Genomic DNA, 16,026 nt, shown 5'->3' with positions numbered 1-16,026 from the left:
GCGGCCCAGTCCTTCCCTTTAGTCGCGCTGCGCCAGGCCGCTGCCGGCCGCGCTGTCTATGCTGCGGTAGGCCGCAGTCGCCAGGATCGCGCGCAACCCACCAACATTGCTTTCCAACTTCGCGGCCGACGCAGAGCAGGCCGCGATGGCAGGCGCCAGCGCCCGCACGGCGGCTGCCTCGGCCTCGCTGCCGACATCGCTGGCCAGCAGCTGGCCGGTTTCATCCGGCACGCCCCGCACGACGCAGATGGCGATCTGGTCGCTAGGAGAATAAGCTGGTGTCGCCGGCTTCATGGCAGCGCGCGCCAGCCGGACGTTCAGTGGCTGCGGATTGCGCTTCAACAACCGCTCAGCCATCGCACCGGCGAAGAGCAGGCCGCCCGATCGCAACCGGCCCCGCTGCCGGAAGCAGCTCTCGTTCGCGCGGACGAGACGCCGCAGGCTGGTCCGATAGCTCCGGTTCGTGAAATCGCTGCGGAGGGTCTCGGAGGCCAGCTCCGTGCTCCCGTCGGCAACGCAGGCGCCAAAGCCGTGGATAGCTATCCGTGCCTCAGGCGTCGACTTATTCTCGTCCTCATAGAAGAGGTCATGGGCCGGCGACAGCGAGCGCTCCGGCGGGAAGTCGGCCGATAGCGGCCCCTGGCTCGGCTGAGGCGCGTCCTGGACGAGCATCGCCACGGCAAGCAGGGTGGTGATCATTCCACTGCCTCCTCTCTCCAGGTCATCGGGCTGCCACCGACGCCGTGCTCGGTCCGGCACGAAGCAGAGCCTCGGCGAGCAGGAAGCGGATCCAGGGCGCGTTCAAGCGAACTCTGAAACCCGGCATGCACGCCCTGAAGTCGTTCCAAAGGGCAGCAACAGCCGCCTTTTCCTTTGCACTACCCGGCTGCGTCTGAAGCAGGTTTTGGACTTCGCTGCGGTGTCCCGACGTATAGCAGCGCGCGACGCCGTGAAGGTCGCGGACTTCTGCCGGGCTCGGGCTCGGAAGCCGATACTCGTCGGGGACACCCTCGGATTTCAGCAGCCCTTCGGCGATGGCGCCGCGGGCAAAGAGAGTCGGCATCGACATGCGGGTGCCGCCGAACAGACAGGTATTGTGCTCGCCGTAAACGAGCCGCTTGAAAGCCTTGTCCTCCTCCGGCGAGTCAGGGACGGTGGCGATCAAGCTGAGCGCAGCCTGCCGCCGCGTCTTGGCAAAACACAGCCCGAATACTTGCAGCTCGCGGAAAGGCTGGGCGTTGGTCGAAGGCGAAGCACTCGAGTGCCCCGACTGTCCGGTTCCCAGCTGAGCGCCTGCCTGCTGGGCGCAAAGCAAAGCGATCAGCGCTCCGCACCAAAAAGTCTTCATTCCGCCGCCTCCAGCTGCTGGCCCTGGCGCTCCTTGATGCGGCGCTCGAGCTCGGGGCGGTAGTGGCGGATGAGGCCTTGGATCGGCCAGGCGGCGGCGTCGCCGAGCGCGCAGATGGTGTGGCCTTCGACCTGCTTGGTGACATCCCAGAGCATGTCGATCTCGTGGATCTCGGCATTGCCTTCGCGCAGCCGCTCCATGACCCGCCACATCCAACCCGTGCCTTCGCGGCAGGGCGTGCACTGGCCGCAGCTCTCATGCTTGTAAAAGTAGCTGATGCGGCTGATCGCGCGGACGATGTCGGTCGATTTGTCCATCACGATGACGGCCGCCGTCCCAAGGCCCGACTGCAGATCCTTGAGGCCATCGAAATCCATCGGCGCGTCGATGATCTGCTCGGCCGGCACGACCGGGACCGAGGATCCGCCGGGGATGACGGCCAGGAGATTGTCCCAGCCGCCGCGGATGCCGCCGGCGTGGCGGTCGATCAGCTCGCGGAACGGCACTGACATCGCGTCCTCGACGACGCAGGGCTTGTTCACATGGCCGGATATCTGGAAGAGCTTGGTGCCCTCGTTTTTCTCGCGGCCGAAGCTCTTGAACCAGGCGGCGCCGCGGCGGAGGATGGTTGGGACGACCGCGATGCTCTCGACATTGTTGACCGTCGTCGGGCAGCCGTAGAGGCCGGCGCCCGCCGGGAAAGGCGGCTTGAGGCGGGGCATGCCGCGCTTGCCCTCGAGGCTTTCGAGCAGCGCCGTTTCTTCGCCGCAAATGTAGGCGCCGGCGCCGCGGTGGACGAAGACGTCGAAATCGTAGCCCGACTTGGCCGCATTCTTGCCGAGCAGGCCGTAATCATAGGCCTCCTGCACGGCGGCGAAGAGCACTTCCGCCTCGCGGATGAATTCGCCGCGTATGTAGATGTAGGCGGCGCGGGCGCGCATCGCGAAGCCGGCGATCAGCGCGCCTTCGATCAGCTTGTGCGGATCGTGGCGGATGATCTCGCGGTCCTTGCACGAGCCGGGCTCGGACTCGTCGGCGTTGATGACGAGGAAGTTCGGACGCGTGGGCGTCGGCTCCTTGGGCATGAAGCTCCACTTCATGCCGGTCGGGAAACCTGCGCCGCCGCGGCCGCGCAGGCCCGAATTCTTGATCTCGTCGATGATCGCGTCCTGGCCGAGCGTCATCAGGCCCTTGGTATTGTCCCAGTCGCCGCGCTTCTGTGCCGCCTTCAGCCCCCAATGCTGGTAGCCGTAGACGTTGGTGAAAATGCGATCCCTATCCTCAAGCACGGGCGGCGGCTCCCACGATGCGCTTCAGGGCTGGCAGGATTGCGAGCCAGGAAGCAGCCGCAACGGCGCCGGTGGCGGCCGCCTGAGCGAAGCTTCCGTCCAGGAGACCGAGTGTTAGGAAGGCGCTGCCGAACACGGCGGACGATCCCAACTGCGAGCCGGCAAGGCGTTGATAGAGGCTCATTTCCACTGCCCCCGATAATCGTGGTTCTCGCTCACCATCTCGGCAAGCGAGGTCGGCCCGCCCTCCGGCGCGCTGGTCTGGCGAGGGATTTGCGGACCCGGCTTCGGCATCCGACCTGCCGCCAGCGCTTCGAGCACCGCAATGGTGCTCTCGAAGGTGAGATCCTCGTAATTATCGTCGTTGATCTGCACCATCGGCGCATTGGCGCAGGCGCCGAGGCATTCGACCTCGGTAAGGGTGAAGAGGCCGTCCGGCGTCGTCTGCCCCTTCTTCAACCCCTTTGCGTAGCAGGCGTCGAGCACATCGTCCGAGCCGCGCAGCATGCAGGGCGTCGTGCCGCAGACCTGGACATGGTAGCGGCCGACCGGGCACAGGTTGAACATGGTGTAGAAGGTCGCGACCTCATAGGCGCGCATGTAGGGCATGCCGAGATAGGCGGCGACATATTCGATCACCGGCACCGGCAGCCAGCCTTGCGTCTCCGTCTCCGCGCCGACCTGACGCTGGGCGAGATCGAGCAAGGGGATGATCGCGCTCTGCTGCCGCCCCGGCGGATAGCGGCCGACGATCACCCGCGACTGCCGCTCATTCTCCGGCGTCCAGGTGAAGCCGCCCCAGCGGGCGCGCACTTCCTTCATGTCGATGCTGTTGGGGAGGATGTCAGCCATCGACAGTCTCGCTGGAGGATTTCTTGAACCAGAAGAACCAAAGCACCGCCAGAGCCACCAAGCCTCCTGCACCGTAACCGGCGGCTCCGAAATCGCCGAGCGCCTCCGCCCCGTGACCCCGACCTATGTAGAGGCCGATGGCGACAGCGAAGGCGATCGGCTTCGCTGGCAACATGGTGAGATGCTTCACGAAAAAATGCGCGATGAGCGCCGCCAGCCCCACATTGAGGAACATGGTCAGGAAAGGCCCTGTAAACTCGGTCACCGGTCGCACTCCCCGAAGACGATGTCCATCGCGCCTAGGATCGCGGTGGCGTCGGCGAGCATGTGGCCCTTGGTCATGAAGTCCATCGCCTGGAGGTGGCTGAAGGCGGTCGGGCGGATCTTCACGCGATAGGGCTTATTGGTGCCGTCCGAGACGATGTAGATGCCGAACTCGCCCTTGGGGCTCTCGGTTGCCACGTAGACCTCGCCGGCGGGAACGTGGAAACCCTCGGTGTAGAGCTTGAAGTGGTGGATGAGCGCTTCCATCGACTGCTTCATCTCGCCGCGCTTGGGCGGGGCGACCTTGCGGTCCAGCGACAGCACCGGGCCTTCCGGCATCTGCTGGAGGCACTGCTTCATGATCCGCGCGGACTGGCGGACCTCCTCGACCCGCACCATCATACGGTCGTAGCAATCGCCCTTGGTGCCGACGGGAATGTCGAACTCCATCCGGTCGTAGACGTCGTAGGGCTGCGACTTGCGGATGTCCCAGGGGATGCCGGCGGCGCGGATCATCGGGCCGGAGAAGCCCCAGGCGAGCGCATCCTCCTTCGAAACGACGGCGATGTCGACGTTGCGCTGCTTGAAGATGCGGTTGTCCACGACGAGGCTGAGCGCGTCCTCGAACAGCTCCGGCAGACGATTGTCGAGCCAGTCGGCAATGTCGGTGAGGAGCTTCAGCGGCACGTCCTGATGGACGCCGCCAGGACGGAAATAAGCGGCATGCATGCGAGCGCCGGACGCGCGCTCGTAGAAGTTCATCAGGTCTTCGCGCAGCTCGAACAGCCACAGGTTCGGCGTCATCGCGCCGACGTCCATGACGTGGCTGCCGATGTTGAGCAGGTGGTTGGAGATGCGGGTCAACTCGGCAAAGAAGACCCGGAGATATTGAGCGCGGAGCGGCACTTCGAGGTCGAGCAATTTCTCGACGGCGAGCACATAACTGTGCTCCATCGACATCGGCGAGACGTAGTCGAGGCGGTCCATATAGGGGAGCGCCTGGAGATAGGTCTTGTGCTCGCAGAGCTTCTCGGTGCCGCGGTGGAGCAGGCCGACATGGGGATCGACGCGCTCGACGATTTCGCCGTCGAGTTCGAGCACCAGCCGGAGCACGCCGTGGGCGGCCGGATGCTGCGGGCCGAAATTGATCGTGTAATTGGCGATCTCGGACTGGGTGGCGCCGGTGGCGGCGGCCTCCTCCTCGGTCCAGATCTCGGTCGCGCTGGTGCTCATTTCTTCACCTCGCCGGCCGCGTTGGCGGGGGTCGGCGCGCCGGGCGCCTGCCCTTGCACCTTCTCGTCGCCGGGCAGGATATATTCGGCGCCTTCCCAAGGGCTGAGGAAGTCGAAGCTGCGGAAGTCCTGGGCGAGCTTCACGGGCTCGTAGACCACGCGCTTCTGCTCCTCGGAATAGCGCATCTCGACATAGCCGGTGAGCGGGAAATCCTTGCGGAAGGGATGACCGCGAAAGCCATAGTCGGTGAGGATGCGACGGAGGTCCTGATTGCCTTCGAACAGGACGCCGAACAGGTCGAAGACCTCGCGCTCCAGCCAACCGGCGACGGGCCACAGGCCGGTGACGGACGGGACCGGATTCTCCTCGTCGGTCATGACGCGGACGCGGATGCGGTGGTTCTTCGTCACGGACAGGAGATGGTAGACGACGTCGAACCGCTCAGCCCGCTGCGGATAATCGACGCCGGCAATCTCCATCAGCTGCTGATATTCGAAGCGGTCGCGCAAGGTGCGGCAGACCTCGACGATGCTCTCGCGCCGGACGGTGATGCTGTCCTCGAACGCCTCGTGCTTGGCCTCGACGAAGGCGTCGCCGAGCGCGGCCTTCACTTCATCGATGATGCCGTCGCGACGAGCGATGCGGGGGGCGGACGTGCGTGGCATGGTTCAGCGCGAGCCCATCAACGCTCAATCGTGCCGACGCGGCGGATTTTCCGCTGCAGCTGCATAATGCCGTAGAGCAGGGCCTCGGCGGTCGGCGGACAGCCCGGGACGTAGATGTCGACCGGGACGATCCGGTCGCAGCCGCGCACGACGCTGTAGCTGTAATGATAATAGCCGCCGCCATTGGCGCAGCTGCCCATCGAGATGACGTAGCGCGGCTCCGACATCTGGTCGTAAACCCGGCGCAGCGCCGGCGCCATCTTGTTGCAGAGCGTGCCCGCGACGATCATCACGTCCGACTGGCGCGGTGACGCGCGGGGCGCGACGCCAAATCTTTCAAGGTCATAGCGCGGCATGTTCACATGGATCATCTCGACCGCGCAGCAGGCGAGGCCGAAGGTCATCCACCAGAGCGAGCCGGTCCGGGCCCACTGGAACAGGTCTTCGGTGGACGTGACCAGAAAGCCCTTGTCCGCGACTTCGGACTGGAGCTGGTTGAAATATTCCGGATCCGGCTGTTGGAGGTCGGCCGGGCGCTGGTTCTCGTGGCGCGGATCGAGGATCACTCCCATTCGAGCGCTCCCTTCTTCCAGGCGTAGACGAAGCCGAGGGTGAGCTCGACCAGGAAGATCATCATCGCGGCCCAGCCGGCAATGCCGATCGTCCCCAGCGACACCGCCCAGGGGAAGAGGAAGGCGGCTTCGAGGTCGAAGATGATGAACAGGATCGCGACCAGGTAGAAGCGGACGTCGAACTGCGAGCGGCTGTCCTCGAAGGCCGGGAAGCCGCATTCATATTCGGCGAGCTTGTCCGGATAGGGGTTGGACGCCCCGGTCAGCTTGGCGACCATCATCGGCAGGAACACGAACGAGGTCGACAGGCCGAGCGCCACGCCGAGGAACAACAGGATAGGCAGATATTCGGCGGCGGTGGACGCCATCGAGAGTCTCCAGGAGGATGCTTGGCGCGGCTTCTAGGCCAGCGGACCCGCCACCGCAACCGCTAGCGGAAGCCCGGAAGATCAGGCGTTTGCAAGGACGCGAAGCGCCACTTTGCCGGTGCCGCTGGCGAGCATACCAATCCGGCGCGCGGCCGCTTCGGAAAGGTCGATCGCGCGGTCGCCGTGGAAGGGACCGCGGTCGTTGATCCGAACCGTGACGCTCTTGCCGCTCAGCGCCTCGGTCACCTGCACGATGGTGCCGAGCGGCAGCGTCTTGTGGGCGGCGGTGAGCAGCTCGGGATCGAAAATCTCGCCGCTGGCGGTCGGCCGGCCGGCAAAGTCGTCGCCATAATAGCTGGCTTCCACAACCTTCGCGTCGTGAGCCAAGGGTGGCAAATCCTGAGACTCAGCTTCAGTTTCGATGTCGGCCGCCTCGGCTGCGGTGGGCAACGCCGTCGCCGCAACCGTCACCGGCACGGCCATTTTGGGGATCGCCATGCCACCGAAGCCGAGCAGGGCCGCGGTCGGCGTGGTCGCCATCAGCGCCGCCCGCACGTGCCGGCGCCTGAGCCTGAGGCGGCGAAGCGCCTTCAACCGCCTGAGGCGGCTCGGCGATGTCCGGGTTCTTCTCGGCATGGCCGAAAAGCGAGTTCCAGAGGGGATCCGTTCCGCCGGTTGCGATGGACGAGCCAACCACTGCGTCGAAGCGAATGCTCTAGCCGCGCAGTGCGCGCGCGACGAGCTTGTGCAGCTTGGAATGGATCTGGTCGTTGGCTGCGAGCACCTGGCCGGTGTCGAGCGCCTTGTCGGCGCCCCTGAAGTCGGTGACGAAGCCGCCCGCCTCCCGGACCAGCAGGATGCCGGCGGCGATGTCCCACATCTTCAGGCTTTCTTCCCAGAAGCCATCGTACCGTCCCGCCGCCACCCAGGCGAGATCGAGCGCAGCCGAGCCGAAGCGGCGGATCCCCGCCACTTCCGGCGAGACGCCTTCTAGGATGCGGTTGAAGCGATCGAGATCGCCGTGGCCGAAATAGGGAATGCCGGTGGCGATCAGGGTGTCGGCGAGATCGCGCCGCGACGACACCCGCAGGCGCCGCTCGTTGAGCCAGGCGCCCCTGCCCTTTTCCGCCCAGAAGCTTTCGTCGGTGAGCGGCTGGTAGACCAGCCCTTGAGTGATGTCGCCCCAGCCGCCGCCGAGCTTCGGCTCCTGGACCGCGATCGACATGGCGAAATGCGGGATGCCGTGGAGGAAATTGGAAGTGCCGTCGATCGGGTCGATCACCCAGCGCGGCATGGCGGGATCGCCCTCTATAATGCCGCCTTCCTCGAGGTGGAAGCCCCAGTCCGGGCGCCCATGACGGAGCTCCTCGACCAGCGTCTGCTCGGCCCGCTTGTCAGCCATCGACACGAAGTCGGCCGGCCCCTTGCGGCTGACCTGGAGCTGCTCGACCTCGCCGAAATCGCGCCGGATACGCGGCGCCGCCTTACGGGCGGCACGCTGCATGACGGTGATGAGGCCGGAATGAGATACCACGCTTATTCCTTAGACTTAAGATCAGCAGTCCTGCGTAGCATCACAAAGCAGCTTTTGGCTTTGTTCGACTTGCCTTTGACCAGCTTTCAGCGATTCTAGCCGAGCTGCCGCCCGTTCGGCTTCAGCCTTCTCCCGCTCAGCGTTCTTACGAACGTCGTCGAGATAGGGCGCAGCCCTCTCTAACGTGTCTACTTTGTTGGCAAGGTCATCGATACGAGAAGACTGGTATTGAAGATCCTGTCGGAGCCGTTCTTCAACGGTTGATTCAGGTTCACCACATGCCTGAGCGAGGAAAGCAGCGCTCAAGAGGATTGCCGACCTCACCGATCACCTCGCCGAATTAATCCGCCCTGCGGATGTAGGTCTGTTCGTAAACGTCGACGACGATCCGGGTTCCGCTCGAAATATGCGGCGGCACCATGACCCGCACGCCATTGTCGAGGATCGCAGGCTTGTAGCTGGACGAGGCGGTCTGCCCCTTCACCACCGCGTCGGCCTCGACGATCGTCGCCTCGATCTGGTCGGGGAGCTGCACGCTGATCGGCCGCTCGTTGTAGAGCTCCATCACCACGTCCATGCCGTCCTGCAGGAAGGCGGCGGGCTCGCCGATCAGGTCCTTCGGGAGCTGGACCTGCTCGTAATTCTCCTTGTCCATGAAAACGAGATCGTCGCCTTCGGCATAGAGGAACTGAAAGTCCTTGGTGTCGAGCCGAACGCGCTCGACCGTCTCGGCCGAGCGGAAGCGGACGTTGTTCTTGCGGCCGTCGATGAGGTTCTTCATCTCGACCTGCATATAGGCGCCGCCCTTGCCCGGCTGCGTGTGCTGGATCTTGACCGCGCGCCAGATGCCGCCTTCATATTCGATGATGTTGCCGGGACGGATGTCCACGCCGCTGATCTTCATGCCGATGCTCGCTGAATTCGGGAAAGCGGCGCTTTAGCGAGCGGCCCCGCGCCCGGCAAGGAGCGGATAGGGATTGACCGGCGTGCCCTGATGCCAGCGCTCGCCAGGCTTCATGCGGTGAATGGCAAAATGCAGGTGCGGCCCATCTGGATTGGAGTTGCCGGTAACCCCGACGCGCCCGATCGGATCGCCTCGCCGGATCACCTGCCCTTCCTTGAGGCCGGGGGCGTAGTCCTGAAGATGGGCGTAGTAATAGATCCACTGCCCGTCGCCGGAGCGGACATAGGCGGTGATCCCGCCGCCGCCGTCGCTGAAGAACAGCTTCTCGAGCTTGCCGGGCGCGGCTGCGACGACGGGCGTGCCATGATCGGCCATGATGTCAATCGCATCATGCGAGCGGCCGCCGCCGCGTGACTGAGTGTAGGTGTCGACGAGCTGGGCGACCTGGATGCCGGCCACCGGAATGGCGAGACCGGACGGGCCGACATTGACCTCGCCTGCCGCCTCGGCGGTCGAGGCTTTCTTCTCCGCCACCTCCTGCGGCGGCTCGGCCTTCTGCTGCCGCGTGCCACGATTGCCGTAGGCGTAGATCCAGAATGCGCTGGTCGCGGCCGCCACGATGACGGCCGTGACCAGGTTCGAAAGAATGAGCTTCAGCTTCCCCATCCGGAAAGCTTATCCAGGTTAGGCCTGGAAGACCACCGGCATGCCGTCCTCGATCATCTGGGTGAGCCGTGCGGCGTCCCAGTTGGTGAGGCGGACGCAGCCATGGCTCTCGGCTCGCTTGATCGTTTCCGGGCTGTTGGTGCCGTGGATGCCGATATGCTCCCGGTTGAGGTCGATCCAGACCACACCGACCGGGCCGTTAGGCCCCGGCGGGAGCATCTGCTCCGGCTCGTCGTCCTTCACGTCCCAGAAGAGCTGGGGCTGGTATTTGAACGGCGGGTTGAACGCGACCGTGTTCACCTTCCAATTGCCGAGCGGCAGCGGGTCCCTCTCGCTGCCCATCGTCGCCGGGAATTGTGCGATCATGCGGCCATTCTCGCCATAGACGTGGACGACCTTGTCCGACTTGTCGACGACGACGCGCGCCGCCTTCGGCTGATCGGCGCTGACGTTGAGGTCGCTCAGCAGCTGGGCGACGTCGGGCTTCACATTCTGATAGCTGCGCGAGGACGGCAGCACGTTGGGCAGGCGGAGCACGGAACCGGCGCCGAGCCGCGTGTCGGGGCTGTTGAGCGCGATGATGGTCTGCGGCGTGGTGTGGAACTTCTCGGCGATCTTCTCGAGCAGGTTGCGATAGGTGAGCCGCTCGAGCTTCGCCTGCTGCTCCGGCTCCTTGGGGACGGGACCGAAGGGACCGCGCGCATCACTCTCGTCGATGCGGAGCCGGCGAGTCGAAGGCGCCCGATCGCGGAGCAATGCGGCACGCGTCGCCTGGTCGAGCTGCCCCGTTTCCTGAAGCCCGCGCGCCTGCTGGAAGCCCTTCAGCGCCGCCTCGAAGGAAATGCCGGCCATGCCGTCGATCACGCCGGGAGAGAAGCCCGCGCGATCCAGCAGCACCTGGGCATGGAAGACGGTGCCGTCGAACTTGTCGTCAGCCGCCGACGCGGCCTGCTGCGGCTTTTGCTGCTCGGCCTGGTTCGCCTTCGCGCGCTCCTCTGGATTTTGCGCAACCGCAGCGCCGGCGACGGCGATCGCCATCGTGCTGAGAAGGAAAGTATTGACGAGATGGGACTTCTGCACGGGGCTACGCTCCACAAAGCTACTTGGGGTTCGTGCCTCCAACGCGGCAGGCGAAACTTATTTCCACGCCTCGCGCTTGAAGTCGGGCGATGAAGACCTTCGGGACGATCCGGATCGGCTGCTCGGGCTGGAACTACAAGCATTGGCGGGAGGACTTCTATCCGAAGGGCCTGCCGGTGAAGCGCTGGTTCGACCATTATGCGGCGACCTTCGATACGGTCGAGATCAACAACAGCTTCTACATGCTGCCGAAGGCGGAGACCTTCGACAAATGGCGCGAGCAGGCGCCGCCCGGCTTCTGCTATGCCGTGAAGGCGAACCGCTTTCTCACCCAGGCCAAGAAGCTCAAGGATTGCGCCGCGCCGCTCGAGCGCATGCTGACGCCGATGCGGCACCTTGGGAGCACACTCGGGCCGATCCTCTACCAGCTCCCGCCGCGCTTCCGGATCAACCTGGAGCGCCTTTCCGAATTTATCGACCTCCTTCCGCGCGACCTCACCCACGTCTTCGAGTTCCGGGAGAAGAGCTGGCTGACGGAGGAGGTGCTGGCACTGCTCGACGCGCGGGGCGTCTCCTTCTGCGCCCATGACATGCCGGGCTCAGCGACGCCGCGCTGGGCGGCAGGTCCGATCGGCTATGTCCGCTTCCATGGCGGCGAGGGCAAATATTGGGGCCGCTATTCCGACGAGCGGCTGCTCTCATGGACCGACTGGATCGTAGAACAATCGCGGCTCGGCCGCGACGTCTGGTGCTATTTCAACAACGACATCCACGCCCACGCCATCGACGACGCACTCACGCTCAGATCGATGGTGGCGCAGGCGGCGCGCTAGCGGGACATCGCCTTCTCGAAGGCGGCGACGGCCGCCGCTGGACCGTCCGCATGGGCCCAGACGCTGTTGCAGACCGCCAGGAAGTCGGCACCGGCTTCGACGAGCGGCCGGGCATTGGCGGGCGTAATGCCGCCGATCGCCACGCAGGGTATTTCGAACAAGGTCGACCACCAGCCGAGGATCGAGGGATCGGGGCGGTGGATCGTCTCCTTCGTTCCGGTCGGGAAGAAAGCGCCGAAGGCGACATAGTCGGCGCCCGCCTCGCCGGCTTCCATGGCGAGGTGCCGGCTGTCGTGGCAGGTGACGCCGACCTGCGCGGACGCGCCGAGCAGGCGCCTCGCCTCTCGGGGATCGCCGTCGCCCTGGCCGAGATGGACGCCGTCGGCCCCGCAAGCCTTGGCGAGATCCATGCGGTCGTTGAGGATGAAGCCGACGTCCTGCGCCGCGCAGATCGGCATCAGCCGCTCGGCCGCGCGCAGGATCTCGTCATCCGGCGCACCCTTCAGACGAAGCTGGAAGGCCGCCACCGGTCCGCCCTCCAGGGCCGCTTCGAGCCTGTCGGCAAAGCCCGGATCCAGGCGCTCGGGCGAGATCAGGTAGAGCTGGCAGGCACCGCGCTCTTCCCTGTCGAACCGGGCAGCAAAGTCCGGGTCGAGCACCAGTTCGTCGTCCGTCACTTCCGCTCGCTCGTCAGACACAGGAAATCGCCTACTTGCTCGTCGCTGCCGGACGTCGTCTTCGGCGGATCGAAGCCGGCCGCTTCCATTAGGCCCGCGATCTCGTCCGCGCCATAGGCGTGGAAGCCGTGGACGTGGCCCGGCCAGCGCCGCACGCTCTCCGGCGTTTGGAAGGCGAGCAGGAGCCGGCCGCCGGCGCGGGTGACGCGGGCGAGTTCGGAGAGGACGGCCGCGGGCCGCTTCCAGAAATAGATGGTGTTGACGCTGCAGACCTTGTCGAAACCGCCCTCGCGGCGCGGGAGGGCTTCGGCAGAAGCGGTCAGGAGCCGCAAGCGACCATCCGCCAGATCACGCCTGAACCGCCGCCGCGCGCGCTTCACCATCTCATCGGAAATATCAATCCCGACAATCTCTTGCGCCGGCGAGTTCAGCAGCGATGCGAGGAGATCGCCGCCGCCGAACCCGACCTCCAGCACCCGCTCGCCGGGTCGCACATCGACCTGCTCGAGCACCAGCCGGTTCATCGCCCGGCCGGTGCGGTTGAGGATCGGCGCGATCAGCCAGCGGCCGGCAAGGCCGCTCGGATGCGCAAACTGGCGGGTGAGGAAGCGGCGGAGCGTTACGCCGCCACCTTTTCGGCGGAGGCGCGGTAGATCTCGTCGATCGCCTCGCCCAGCGCGCGGTCGAATTCGTCGTCGCTCATCTGGTGACGGAGGTCCTCCAGCAAGGCGCGGGAGAAGCTGGCGATCATACCCGGATTCTTCGCGAGCTCGCGGCATGCGTCCTGACGGGAGAAGCCGCCCGACAGCGCCACCACGCGCAGCACCCGCGGATGATCGACCAGCGGCTGGAACAGCCCCGCCTCGGCCGGGATCGAAAGCTTGAGCATCACCCGGTCGTCGCCCGGCAGCGCATCAAGCGCCTTGAGGATCTCGTCGAGCAGGATGCGGTCCGCCTCGGCCCGCTCCGGGCTCTTGATGTTGACCTCGGGCTCGATGATCGGGACCAGCCCGGCGGCGAGCACCTGCCGCGCCACCTCGAACTGCTGGCGAACAACTGCGGCAATCCCCTCGCGGTTGGCCAGGTTGATCACGGAGCGCTCTTTGGTGCCGAACACGCCGAGACCGCGGGCGCGGCTGAGCAAAGCGTCGAGCTCGGGCATCGGCTTCATCAGCTGGACGCCGTTCGCTTCGTTCTCGAGACCCTTGTCGATCTTGATGAAGGGGATGACGCCGCGTTCCTTCAGCACCTGCGGGACCGGCTTGCCGTCGATGTCGCCGTCCATGGTGCGTTCGAACAGGATCGCGCCGATCACCTTGTCGCCGCTGAAGGCGGGCGAGGTGATGATCCGCGAGCGCATCTGGTGGATGAGGCCGAACATCTCCTCGTCGTTCGAATAGGCGCTCTCTTCGATGCCGTAGCCCTTGAGCGCCTTGGGGGTCGACCCGCCGCTCTGGTCGAGCGCGGCGATGAAGCCGTTCCCGCGCGCCATCTTCTCCATCATGCTGCTGTCAGCCATAAATCCTCGTCGATCAGTTGTTGGTCATCAAAGCCGCGACGCCGGGCAGTTCCTTGCCCTCCATCCACTCGAGGAAGGCGCCGCCGGCAGTGGAAACGAACGTGAAGCTGTCGGCCACGCCCGCATGATTGAGCGCGGCAACCGTGTCGCCGCCGCCTGCAACGGAGACGAGCGCGCCGCTTTGGGTAAGTGCTGCCGCGGTCTGAGCGAGCTGAACAGTGGCGCGATCGAAGGGCGGCGTCTCGAACGCACCGAGTGGCCCGTTCCAGACCAGCGTGCGGCACGTCTTGAGCGCGTCGGCGAGCGCTTCGACGGCGGCCGGCCCGACGTCGAGGATCATCTCGTCGCCCGCGACCTCGTGGACGTTGCACGTGCGCAACGACGGCGGATTGGGCGCGAACTCCTTCGCGACCACCACGTCATAGGGCAGATGCACGGTGCAGTTCGCCCGGTCGGCGGCATCGAGGATGGCAAGAGCGGTGTCGCTGAGGTCATGCTCGCAGAGCGACTTGCCGACGGCGACGCCGCGCGCGGCGAGGAAGGTGTTGGCCATGCCGCCGCCGATGATCAGGTGGTCGACTTTACGTACCAAGTGGCGGAGCACTTCGAGCTTGGTCGAGACCTTGGCGCCGCCGACCACCGCCGCCACCGGTCGTTCGGGATTGCCGAGCGCCTTTTCCAGCGCCTCCAGCTCCGCCTGCATCGCCCGGCCGGCATAAGCCGGGAGCCGGTGGGCCAAGCCCTCAGTGGAGGCGTGGGCGCGGTGAGCCGCGGAGAAGGCGTCGTTGACGTAGAAATCGCCGAGCCGCGCGAAACGGTCGACAACCGCAGGGTCGTTCTTCTCCTCGCCGCCGAAGAAGCGGGTGTTCTCGAGGATCGCGACGTCGCCGGGGCGAAGCATCGCGACATTCTCTTCCGCAACCTCCCAGTCGACATAGCGAACGGGACGCCCGAGCACCGTCTCATAGGGCTTCGTGACCAGCGACAGCGAATGCTCGGGGGCCGGCACCTTTGGACGGCCGAAATGGGCGAGGAGCAGAACGATCGCGCCCTTGTCCGCCAGCTCGGTCACCGTCGGCAGCGTCGCCCGGAAGCGCGTGTCGTCGGTCACCGCCCCATCGGCCATCGGCACATTGAGGTCGACGCGGACCAGCACGCGCTTGCCGGCCACATCCCCAAGATCATCGAGCGTGCGGAAGGACGGCATGGCGTCAGATCAGCCGTGCCATCGCGCCGGCGGTATCGACCATGCGATTCGAGAAGCCCCATTCATTGTCATACCAGGAGACGACGCGGACGAGCTTGCCCTCCAGCACCGCCGTCTCGAGGCTATCGACGGTGGACGATGCCGGATTGTGGTTGAGGTCGATCGAGACCAAAGGCTCGTCGGTGTAGGCGAGGATGCCCTTCAGCGGGCCGCTCTCGGATGCGGCCTTCAGGATGCCGTTCACCTCATCGAGGCTGGTGTCGCGCTTGGGCGTGAAGGTGAGGTCGACGAGGCTGACATTGGGCGTCGGCACGCGGATAGCCGAGCCGTCCAGCTTGCCCTTCAGCTCCGGAAGCACCTCGCCGACGGCACGGGCCGCGCCAGTCGTGGTCGGGATGATCGACATGGCGGCGGCGCGCGCGCGGCGCATGTCGGAGTGGATCTGATCCAGGATCTTCTGGTCGTTCGTATAGGCGTGGACGGTGGTCATCAGCCCCCGCTCGATCCCGATGCTGTCGTTCAACACCTTGGCCACCGGCGCGAGGCAGTTGGTGGTGCAGGAGGCATTGGAGACGATCACGTGCTCGGCCGTCAGCTTGTCGTGATTGACGCCGTAGACGACGGTGAGATCGACGCCCTTTGCGGGCGCGGAAATAAGGACTTTCTTCGCGCCTGCAGTGAGATGCGCCGAAGCCTTCTCACGATCGGTGAAGAAGCCGGTGCATTCGAGGGCGATGTCGATCCCGTTCTCGCCATGCGGCAGCTTCGACGGGTCCCGCTCCGCGGTGACCTTCACGCGACGGCCGTCGATGATCAGGTCATTGCCGTCCGCCGACACCTCGCCCGGATAGGGGCCGTGGACGCTGTCGCGCTTGAACAGGAGCGCGTTCGACTTGGCGTCGGCGAGATCGTTGATCGCGACGAGCTCCAGGCCGCTATCCTGCTTTTCGAGGATCGCACGGGCCACGAGGCGGCCGATGCGTCCGAAGCCGTTGATTGCAACTCTGGTCGCCAT

At 65.5% G+C, this 16,026-nt stretch carries 21 protein-coding genes and 1 pseudogene; 1 reads left to right on the top strand and 21 read right to left on the bottom strand.

Annotated elements, in window-relative coordinates:
- Positions 1 to 18 precede the first annotated feature (18 nt).
- The 16 genes and pseudogenes from AC5JBD_RS10245 to AC5JBD_RS10170 form a co-directional block, all read right to left on the bottom strand.
- Positions 19 to 699, bottom strand: a complete 681-nt coding sequence (locus AC5JBD_RS10245) for a hypothetical protein (protein WP_495721692.1) — start codon at positions 697 to 699, stop codon at positions 19 to 21.
- Between the two features lie 22 nt (positions 700 to 721).
- Entirely contained in the window at positions 722 to 1,348 is a 627-nt protein-coding gene (locus AC5JBD_RS10240; RefSeq protein ID WP_495721691.1) for a hypothetical protein, read from the bottom strand.
- Entirely contained in the window at positions 1,345 to 2,637 is a 1,293-nt protein-coding gene (gene nuoF, locus AC5JBD_RS10235) for an NADH-quinone oxidoreductase subunit NuoF (RefSeq protein WP_495721690.1), read from the bottom strand. The genes AC5JBD_RS10240 and nuoF overlap by 4 nt, the downstream gene beginning before the upstream one ends.
- Positions 2,630 to 2,821, bottom strand: coding sequence for a hypothetical protein (locus AC5JBD_RS10230; RefSeq protein WP_495721689.1), 192 nt, complete (start codon positions 2,819 to 2,821; stop codon positions 2,630 to 2,632). Before AC5JBD_RS10230 ends, nuoF begins: the two co-directional genes overlap by 8 nt.
- The gene (locus AC5JBD_RS10225; RefSeq protein ID WP_495721688.1) at positions 2,818 to 3,489 is read right to left on the bottom strand and encodes a complex I 24 kDa subunit family protein; all 672 of its coding nucleotides are present in this window, start codon (positions 3,487 to 3,489) and stop codon (positions 2,818 to 2,820) included. Before AC5JBD_RS10225 ends, AC5JBD_RS10230 begins: the two co-directional genes overlap by 4 nt.
- Positions 3,482 to 3,754 (bottom strand): hypothetical protein, encoded by a 273-nt coding sequence (locus AC5JBD_RS10220; protein ID WP_495721687.1) that lies wholly within the window; start codon positions 3,752 to 3,754, stop codon positions 3,482 to 3,484. The genes AC5JBD_RS10225 and AC5JBD_RS10220 overlap by 8 nt, the downstream gene beginning before the upstream one ends.
- Positions 3,751 to 4,986 carry an NADH-quinone oxidoreductase subunit D gene (locus tag AC5JBD_RS10215; RefSeq protein WP_495721686.1) on the bottom strand — a complete coding sequence of 412 codons (1,236 nt, stop codon included), beginning with the start codon at positions 4,984 to 4,986 and terminating at the stop codon, positions 3,751 to 3,753. Before AC5JBD_RS10215 ends, AC5JBD_RS10220 begins: the two co-directional genes overlap by 4 nt.
- A gap of 17 nt (positions 4,987 to 5,003) precedes the next feature.
- Positions 5,004 to 5,651 (bottom strand): annotated as a pseudogene (locus AC5JBD_RS10210) (NADH-quinone oxidoreductase subunit C); the annotation flags it as partial.
- 17 nt (positions 5,652 to 5,668) lie between these two features.
- Complete coding sequence (locus AC5JBD_RS10205) at positions 5,669 to 6,223, bottom strand: NuoB/complex I 20 kDa subunit family protein (protein WP_495721685.1); 555 nt, start codon at positions 6,221 to 6,223, stop codon at positions 5,669 to 5,671.
- On the bottom strand, positions 6,214 to 6,591 hold the full coding sequence (gene ndhC / locus AC5JBD_RS10200; protein ID WP_495721684.1) for an NADH-quinone oxidoreductase subunit A: 378 nt from the start codon (positions 6,589 to 6,591) through the stop codon (positions 6,214 to 6,216). The genes AC5JBD_RS10205 and ndhC overlap by 10 nt, the downstream gene beginning before the upstream one ends.
- 81 nt (positions 6,592 to 6,672) lie before the next feature.
- Positions 6,673 to 7,131, bottom strand: coding sequence for a septal ring lytic transglycosylase RlpA family protein (locus AC5JBD_RS10195; protein WP_495721683.1), 459 nt, complete (start codon positions 7,129 to 7,131; stop codon positions 6,673 to 6,675).
- A 175-nt stretch (positions 7,132 to 7,306) separates the two neighbouring features.
- Positions 7,307 to 8,125 carry an inositol monophosphatase family protein gene (locus AC5JBD_RS10190; RefSeq protein WP_495721682.1) on the bottom strand — a complete coding sequence of 273 codons (819 nt, stop codon included), beginning with the start codon at positions 8,123 to 8,125 and terminating at the stop codon, positions 7,307 to 7,309.
- Between the two features lie 21 nt (positions 8,126 to 8,146).
- Positions 8,147 to 8,431 carry a hypothetical protein gene (locus tag AC5JBD_RS10185; protein WP_495721681.1) on the bottom strand — a complete coding sequence of 95 codons (285 nt, stop codon included), beginning with the start codon at positions 8,429 to 8,431 and terminating at the stop codon, positions 8,147 to 8,149.
- Between the two features lie 34 nt (positions 8,432 to 8,465).
- Positions 8,466 to 9,029, bottom strand: coding sequence for an elongation factor P (efp, locus tag AC5JBD_RS10180; RefSeq protein WP_495721680.1), 564 nt, complete (start codon positions 9,027 to 9,029; stop codon positions 8,466 to 8,468).
- A gap of 33 nt (positions 9,030 to 9,062) precedes the next feature.
- Positions 9,063 to 9,695, bottom strand: a complete 633-nt coding sequence (locus tag AC5JBD_RS10175) for a M23 family metallopeptidase (RefSeq protein ID WP_495721679.1) — start codon at positions 9,693 to 9,695, stop codon at positions 9,063 to 9,065.
- An 18-nt stretch (positions 9,696 to 9,713) separates the two neighbouring features.
- Positions 9,714 to 10,775, bottom strand: coding sequence for a L,D-transpeptidase family protein (locus AC5JBD_RS10170; RefSeq protein ID WP_495721678.1), 1,062 nt, complete (start codon positions 10,773 to 10,775; stop codon positions 9,714 to 9,716).
- 89 nt (positions 10,776 to 10,864) lie between these two features.
- Here AC5JBD_RS10170 and AC5JBD_RS10165 point away from each other — a divergent pair, with 89 nt between their 5' ends.
- Positions 10,865 to 11,608, top strand: a complete 744-nt coding sequence (locus AC5JBD_RS10165) for a DUF72 domain-containing protein (protein ID WP_495721677.1) — start codon at positions 10,865 to 10,867, stop codon at positions 11,606 to 11,608.
- Here AC5JBD_RS10165 and thiE read toward each other — a convergent pair.
- The 5 genes from thiE to gap all read right to left on the bottom strand — a co-directional run bounded on the left by thiE (position 11,605) and on the right by gap (position 16,026).
- Positions 11,605 to 12,306 carry a thiamine phosphate synthase gene (gene thiE / locus AC5JBD_RS10160; protein WP_495721676.1) on the bottom strand — a complete coding sequence of 234 codons (702 nt, stop codon included), beginning with the start codon at positions 12,304 to 12,306 and terminating at the stop codon, positions 11,605 to 11,607. The genes AC5JBD_RS10165 and thiE overlap by 4 nt on opposite strands.
- Complete coding sequence (locus tag AC5JBD_RS10155) at positions 12,282 to 12,809, bottom strand: class I SAM-dependent methyltransferase (RefSeq protein WP_495721675.1); 528 nt, start codon at positions 12,807 to 12,809, stop codon at positions 12,282 to 12,284. The genes thiE and AC5JBD_RS10155 overlap by 25 nt, the downstream gene beginning before the upstream one ends.
- 95 nt (positions 12,810 to 12,904) lie before the next feature.
- Positions 12,905 to 13,804 (bottom strand): fructose bisphosphate aldolase, encoded by a 900-nt coding sequence (locus AC5JBD_RS10150; RefSeq protein WP_495721674.1) that lies wholly within the window; start codon positions 13,802 to 13,804, stop codon positions 12,905 to 12,907.
- Between the two features lie 13 nt (positions 13,805 to 13,817).
- Positions 13,818 to 15,011 carry a phosphoglycerate kinase gene (locus AC5JBD_RS10145; protein ID WP_495721673.1) on the bottom strand — a complete coding sequence of 398 codons (1,194 nt, stop codon included), beginning with the start codon at positions 15,009 to 15,011 and terminating at the stop codon, positions 13,818 to 13,820.
- A gap of 4 nt (positions 15,012 to 15,015) precedes the next feature.
- Positions 15,016 to 16,026 carry a type I glyceraldehyde-3-phosphate dehydrogenase gene (gene gap / locus AC5JBD_RS10140; protein WP_495721672.1) on the bottom strand — a complete coding sequence of 337 codons (1,011 nt, stop codon included), beginning with the start codon at positions 16,024 to 16,026 and terminating at the stop codon, positions 15,016 to 15,018.

The organism is Allosphingosinicella sp. (genome assembly GCF_059502505.1).
The sequence above is the reverse complement of the archived record's forward strand: the minus strand, read 5'-3'. Positions and strand labels throughout refer to the sequence as shown.

Bases quoted from the DNA above. Each gene is read 5' to 3' on its own strand.
- AC5JBD_RS10165 (WP_495721677.1), top strand. From the start codon at position 10,865: ATGAAGACCTTCGGGACGATCCGGATCGGCTGCTCGGGCTGGAACTAC.
- AC5JBD_RS10240 (WP_495721691.1), bottom strand. From the start codon at position 1,348: ATGAAGACTTTTTGGTGCGGAGCGCTGATCGCTTTGCTTTGCGCCCAG.
- AC5JBD_RS10205 (WP_495721685.1), bottom strand. From the start codon at position 6,223: ATGGGAGTGATCCTCGATCCGCGCCACGAGAACCAGCGCCCGGCCGAC.
- AC5JBD_RS10225 (WP_495721688.1), bottom strand. From the start codon at position 3,489: ATGGCTGACATCCTCCCCAACAGCATCGACATGAAGGAAGTGCGCGCC.
- AC5JBD_RS10230 (WP_495721689.1), bottom strand. From the start codon at position 2,821: ATGAGCCTCTATCAACGCCTTGCCGGCTCGCAGTTGGGATCGTCCGCC.
- AC5JBD_RS10175 (WP_495721679.1), bottom strand. From the start codon at position 9,695: ATGGGGAAGCTGAAGCTCATTCTTTCGAACCTGGTCACGGCCGTCATC.
- AC5JBD_RS10150 (WP_495721674.1), bottom strand. From the start codon at position 13,804: ATGGCTGACAGCAGCATGATGGAGAAGATGGCGCGCGGGAACGGCTTC.
- AC5JBD_RS10155 (WP_495721675.1), bottom strand. From the start codon at position 12,809: ATGAACCGGCTGGTGCTCGAGCAGGTCGATGTGCGACCCGGCGAGCGG.
- efp (WP_495721680.1), bottom strand. From the start codon at position 9,029: ATGAAGATCAGCGGCGTGGACATCCGTCCCGGCAACATCATCGAATAT.
- ndhC (WP_495721684.1), bottom strand. From the start codon at position 6,591: ATGGCGTCCACCGCCGCCGAATATCTGCCTATCCTGTTGTTCCTCGGC.
- AC5JBD_RS10215 (WP_495721686.1), bottom strand. From the start codon at position 4,986: ATGAGCACCAGCGCGACCGAGATCTGGACCGAGGAGGAGGCCGCCGCC.
- AC5JBD_RS10245 (WP_495721692.1), bottom strand. From the start codon at position 699: ATGATCACCACCCTGCTTGCCGTGGCGATGCTCGTCCAGGACGCGCCT.
- gap (WP_495721672.1), bottom strand. From the start codon at position 16,026: ATGGCGACCAGAGTTGCAATCAACGGCTTCGGACGCATCGGCCGCCTC.
- AC5JBD_RS10195 (WP_495721683.1), bottom strand. From the start codon at position 7,131: ATGGCGACCACGCCGACCGCGGCCCTGCTCGGCTTCGGTGGCATGGCG.
- AC5JBD_RS10145 (WP_495721673.1), bottom strand. From the start codon at position 15,011: ATGCCGTCCTTCCGCACGCTCGATGATCTTGGGGATGTGGCCGGCAAG.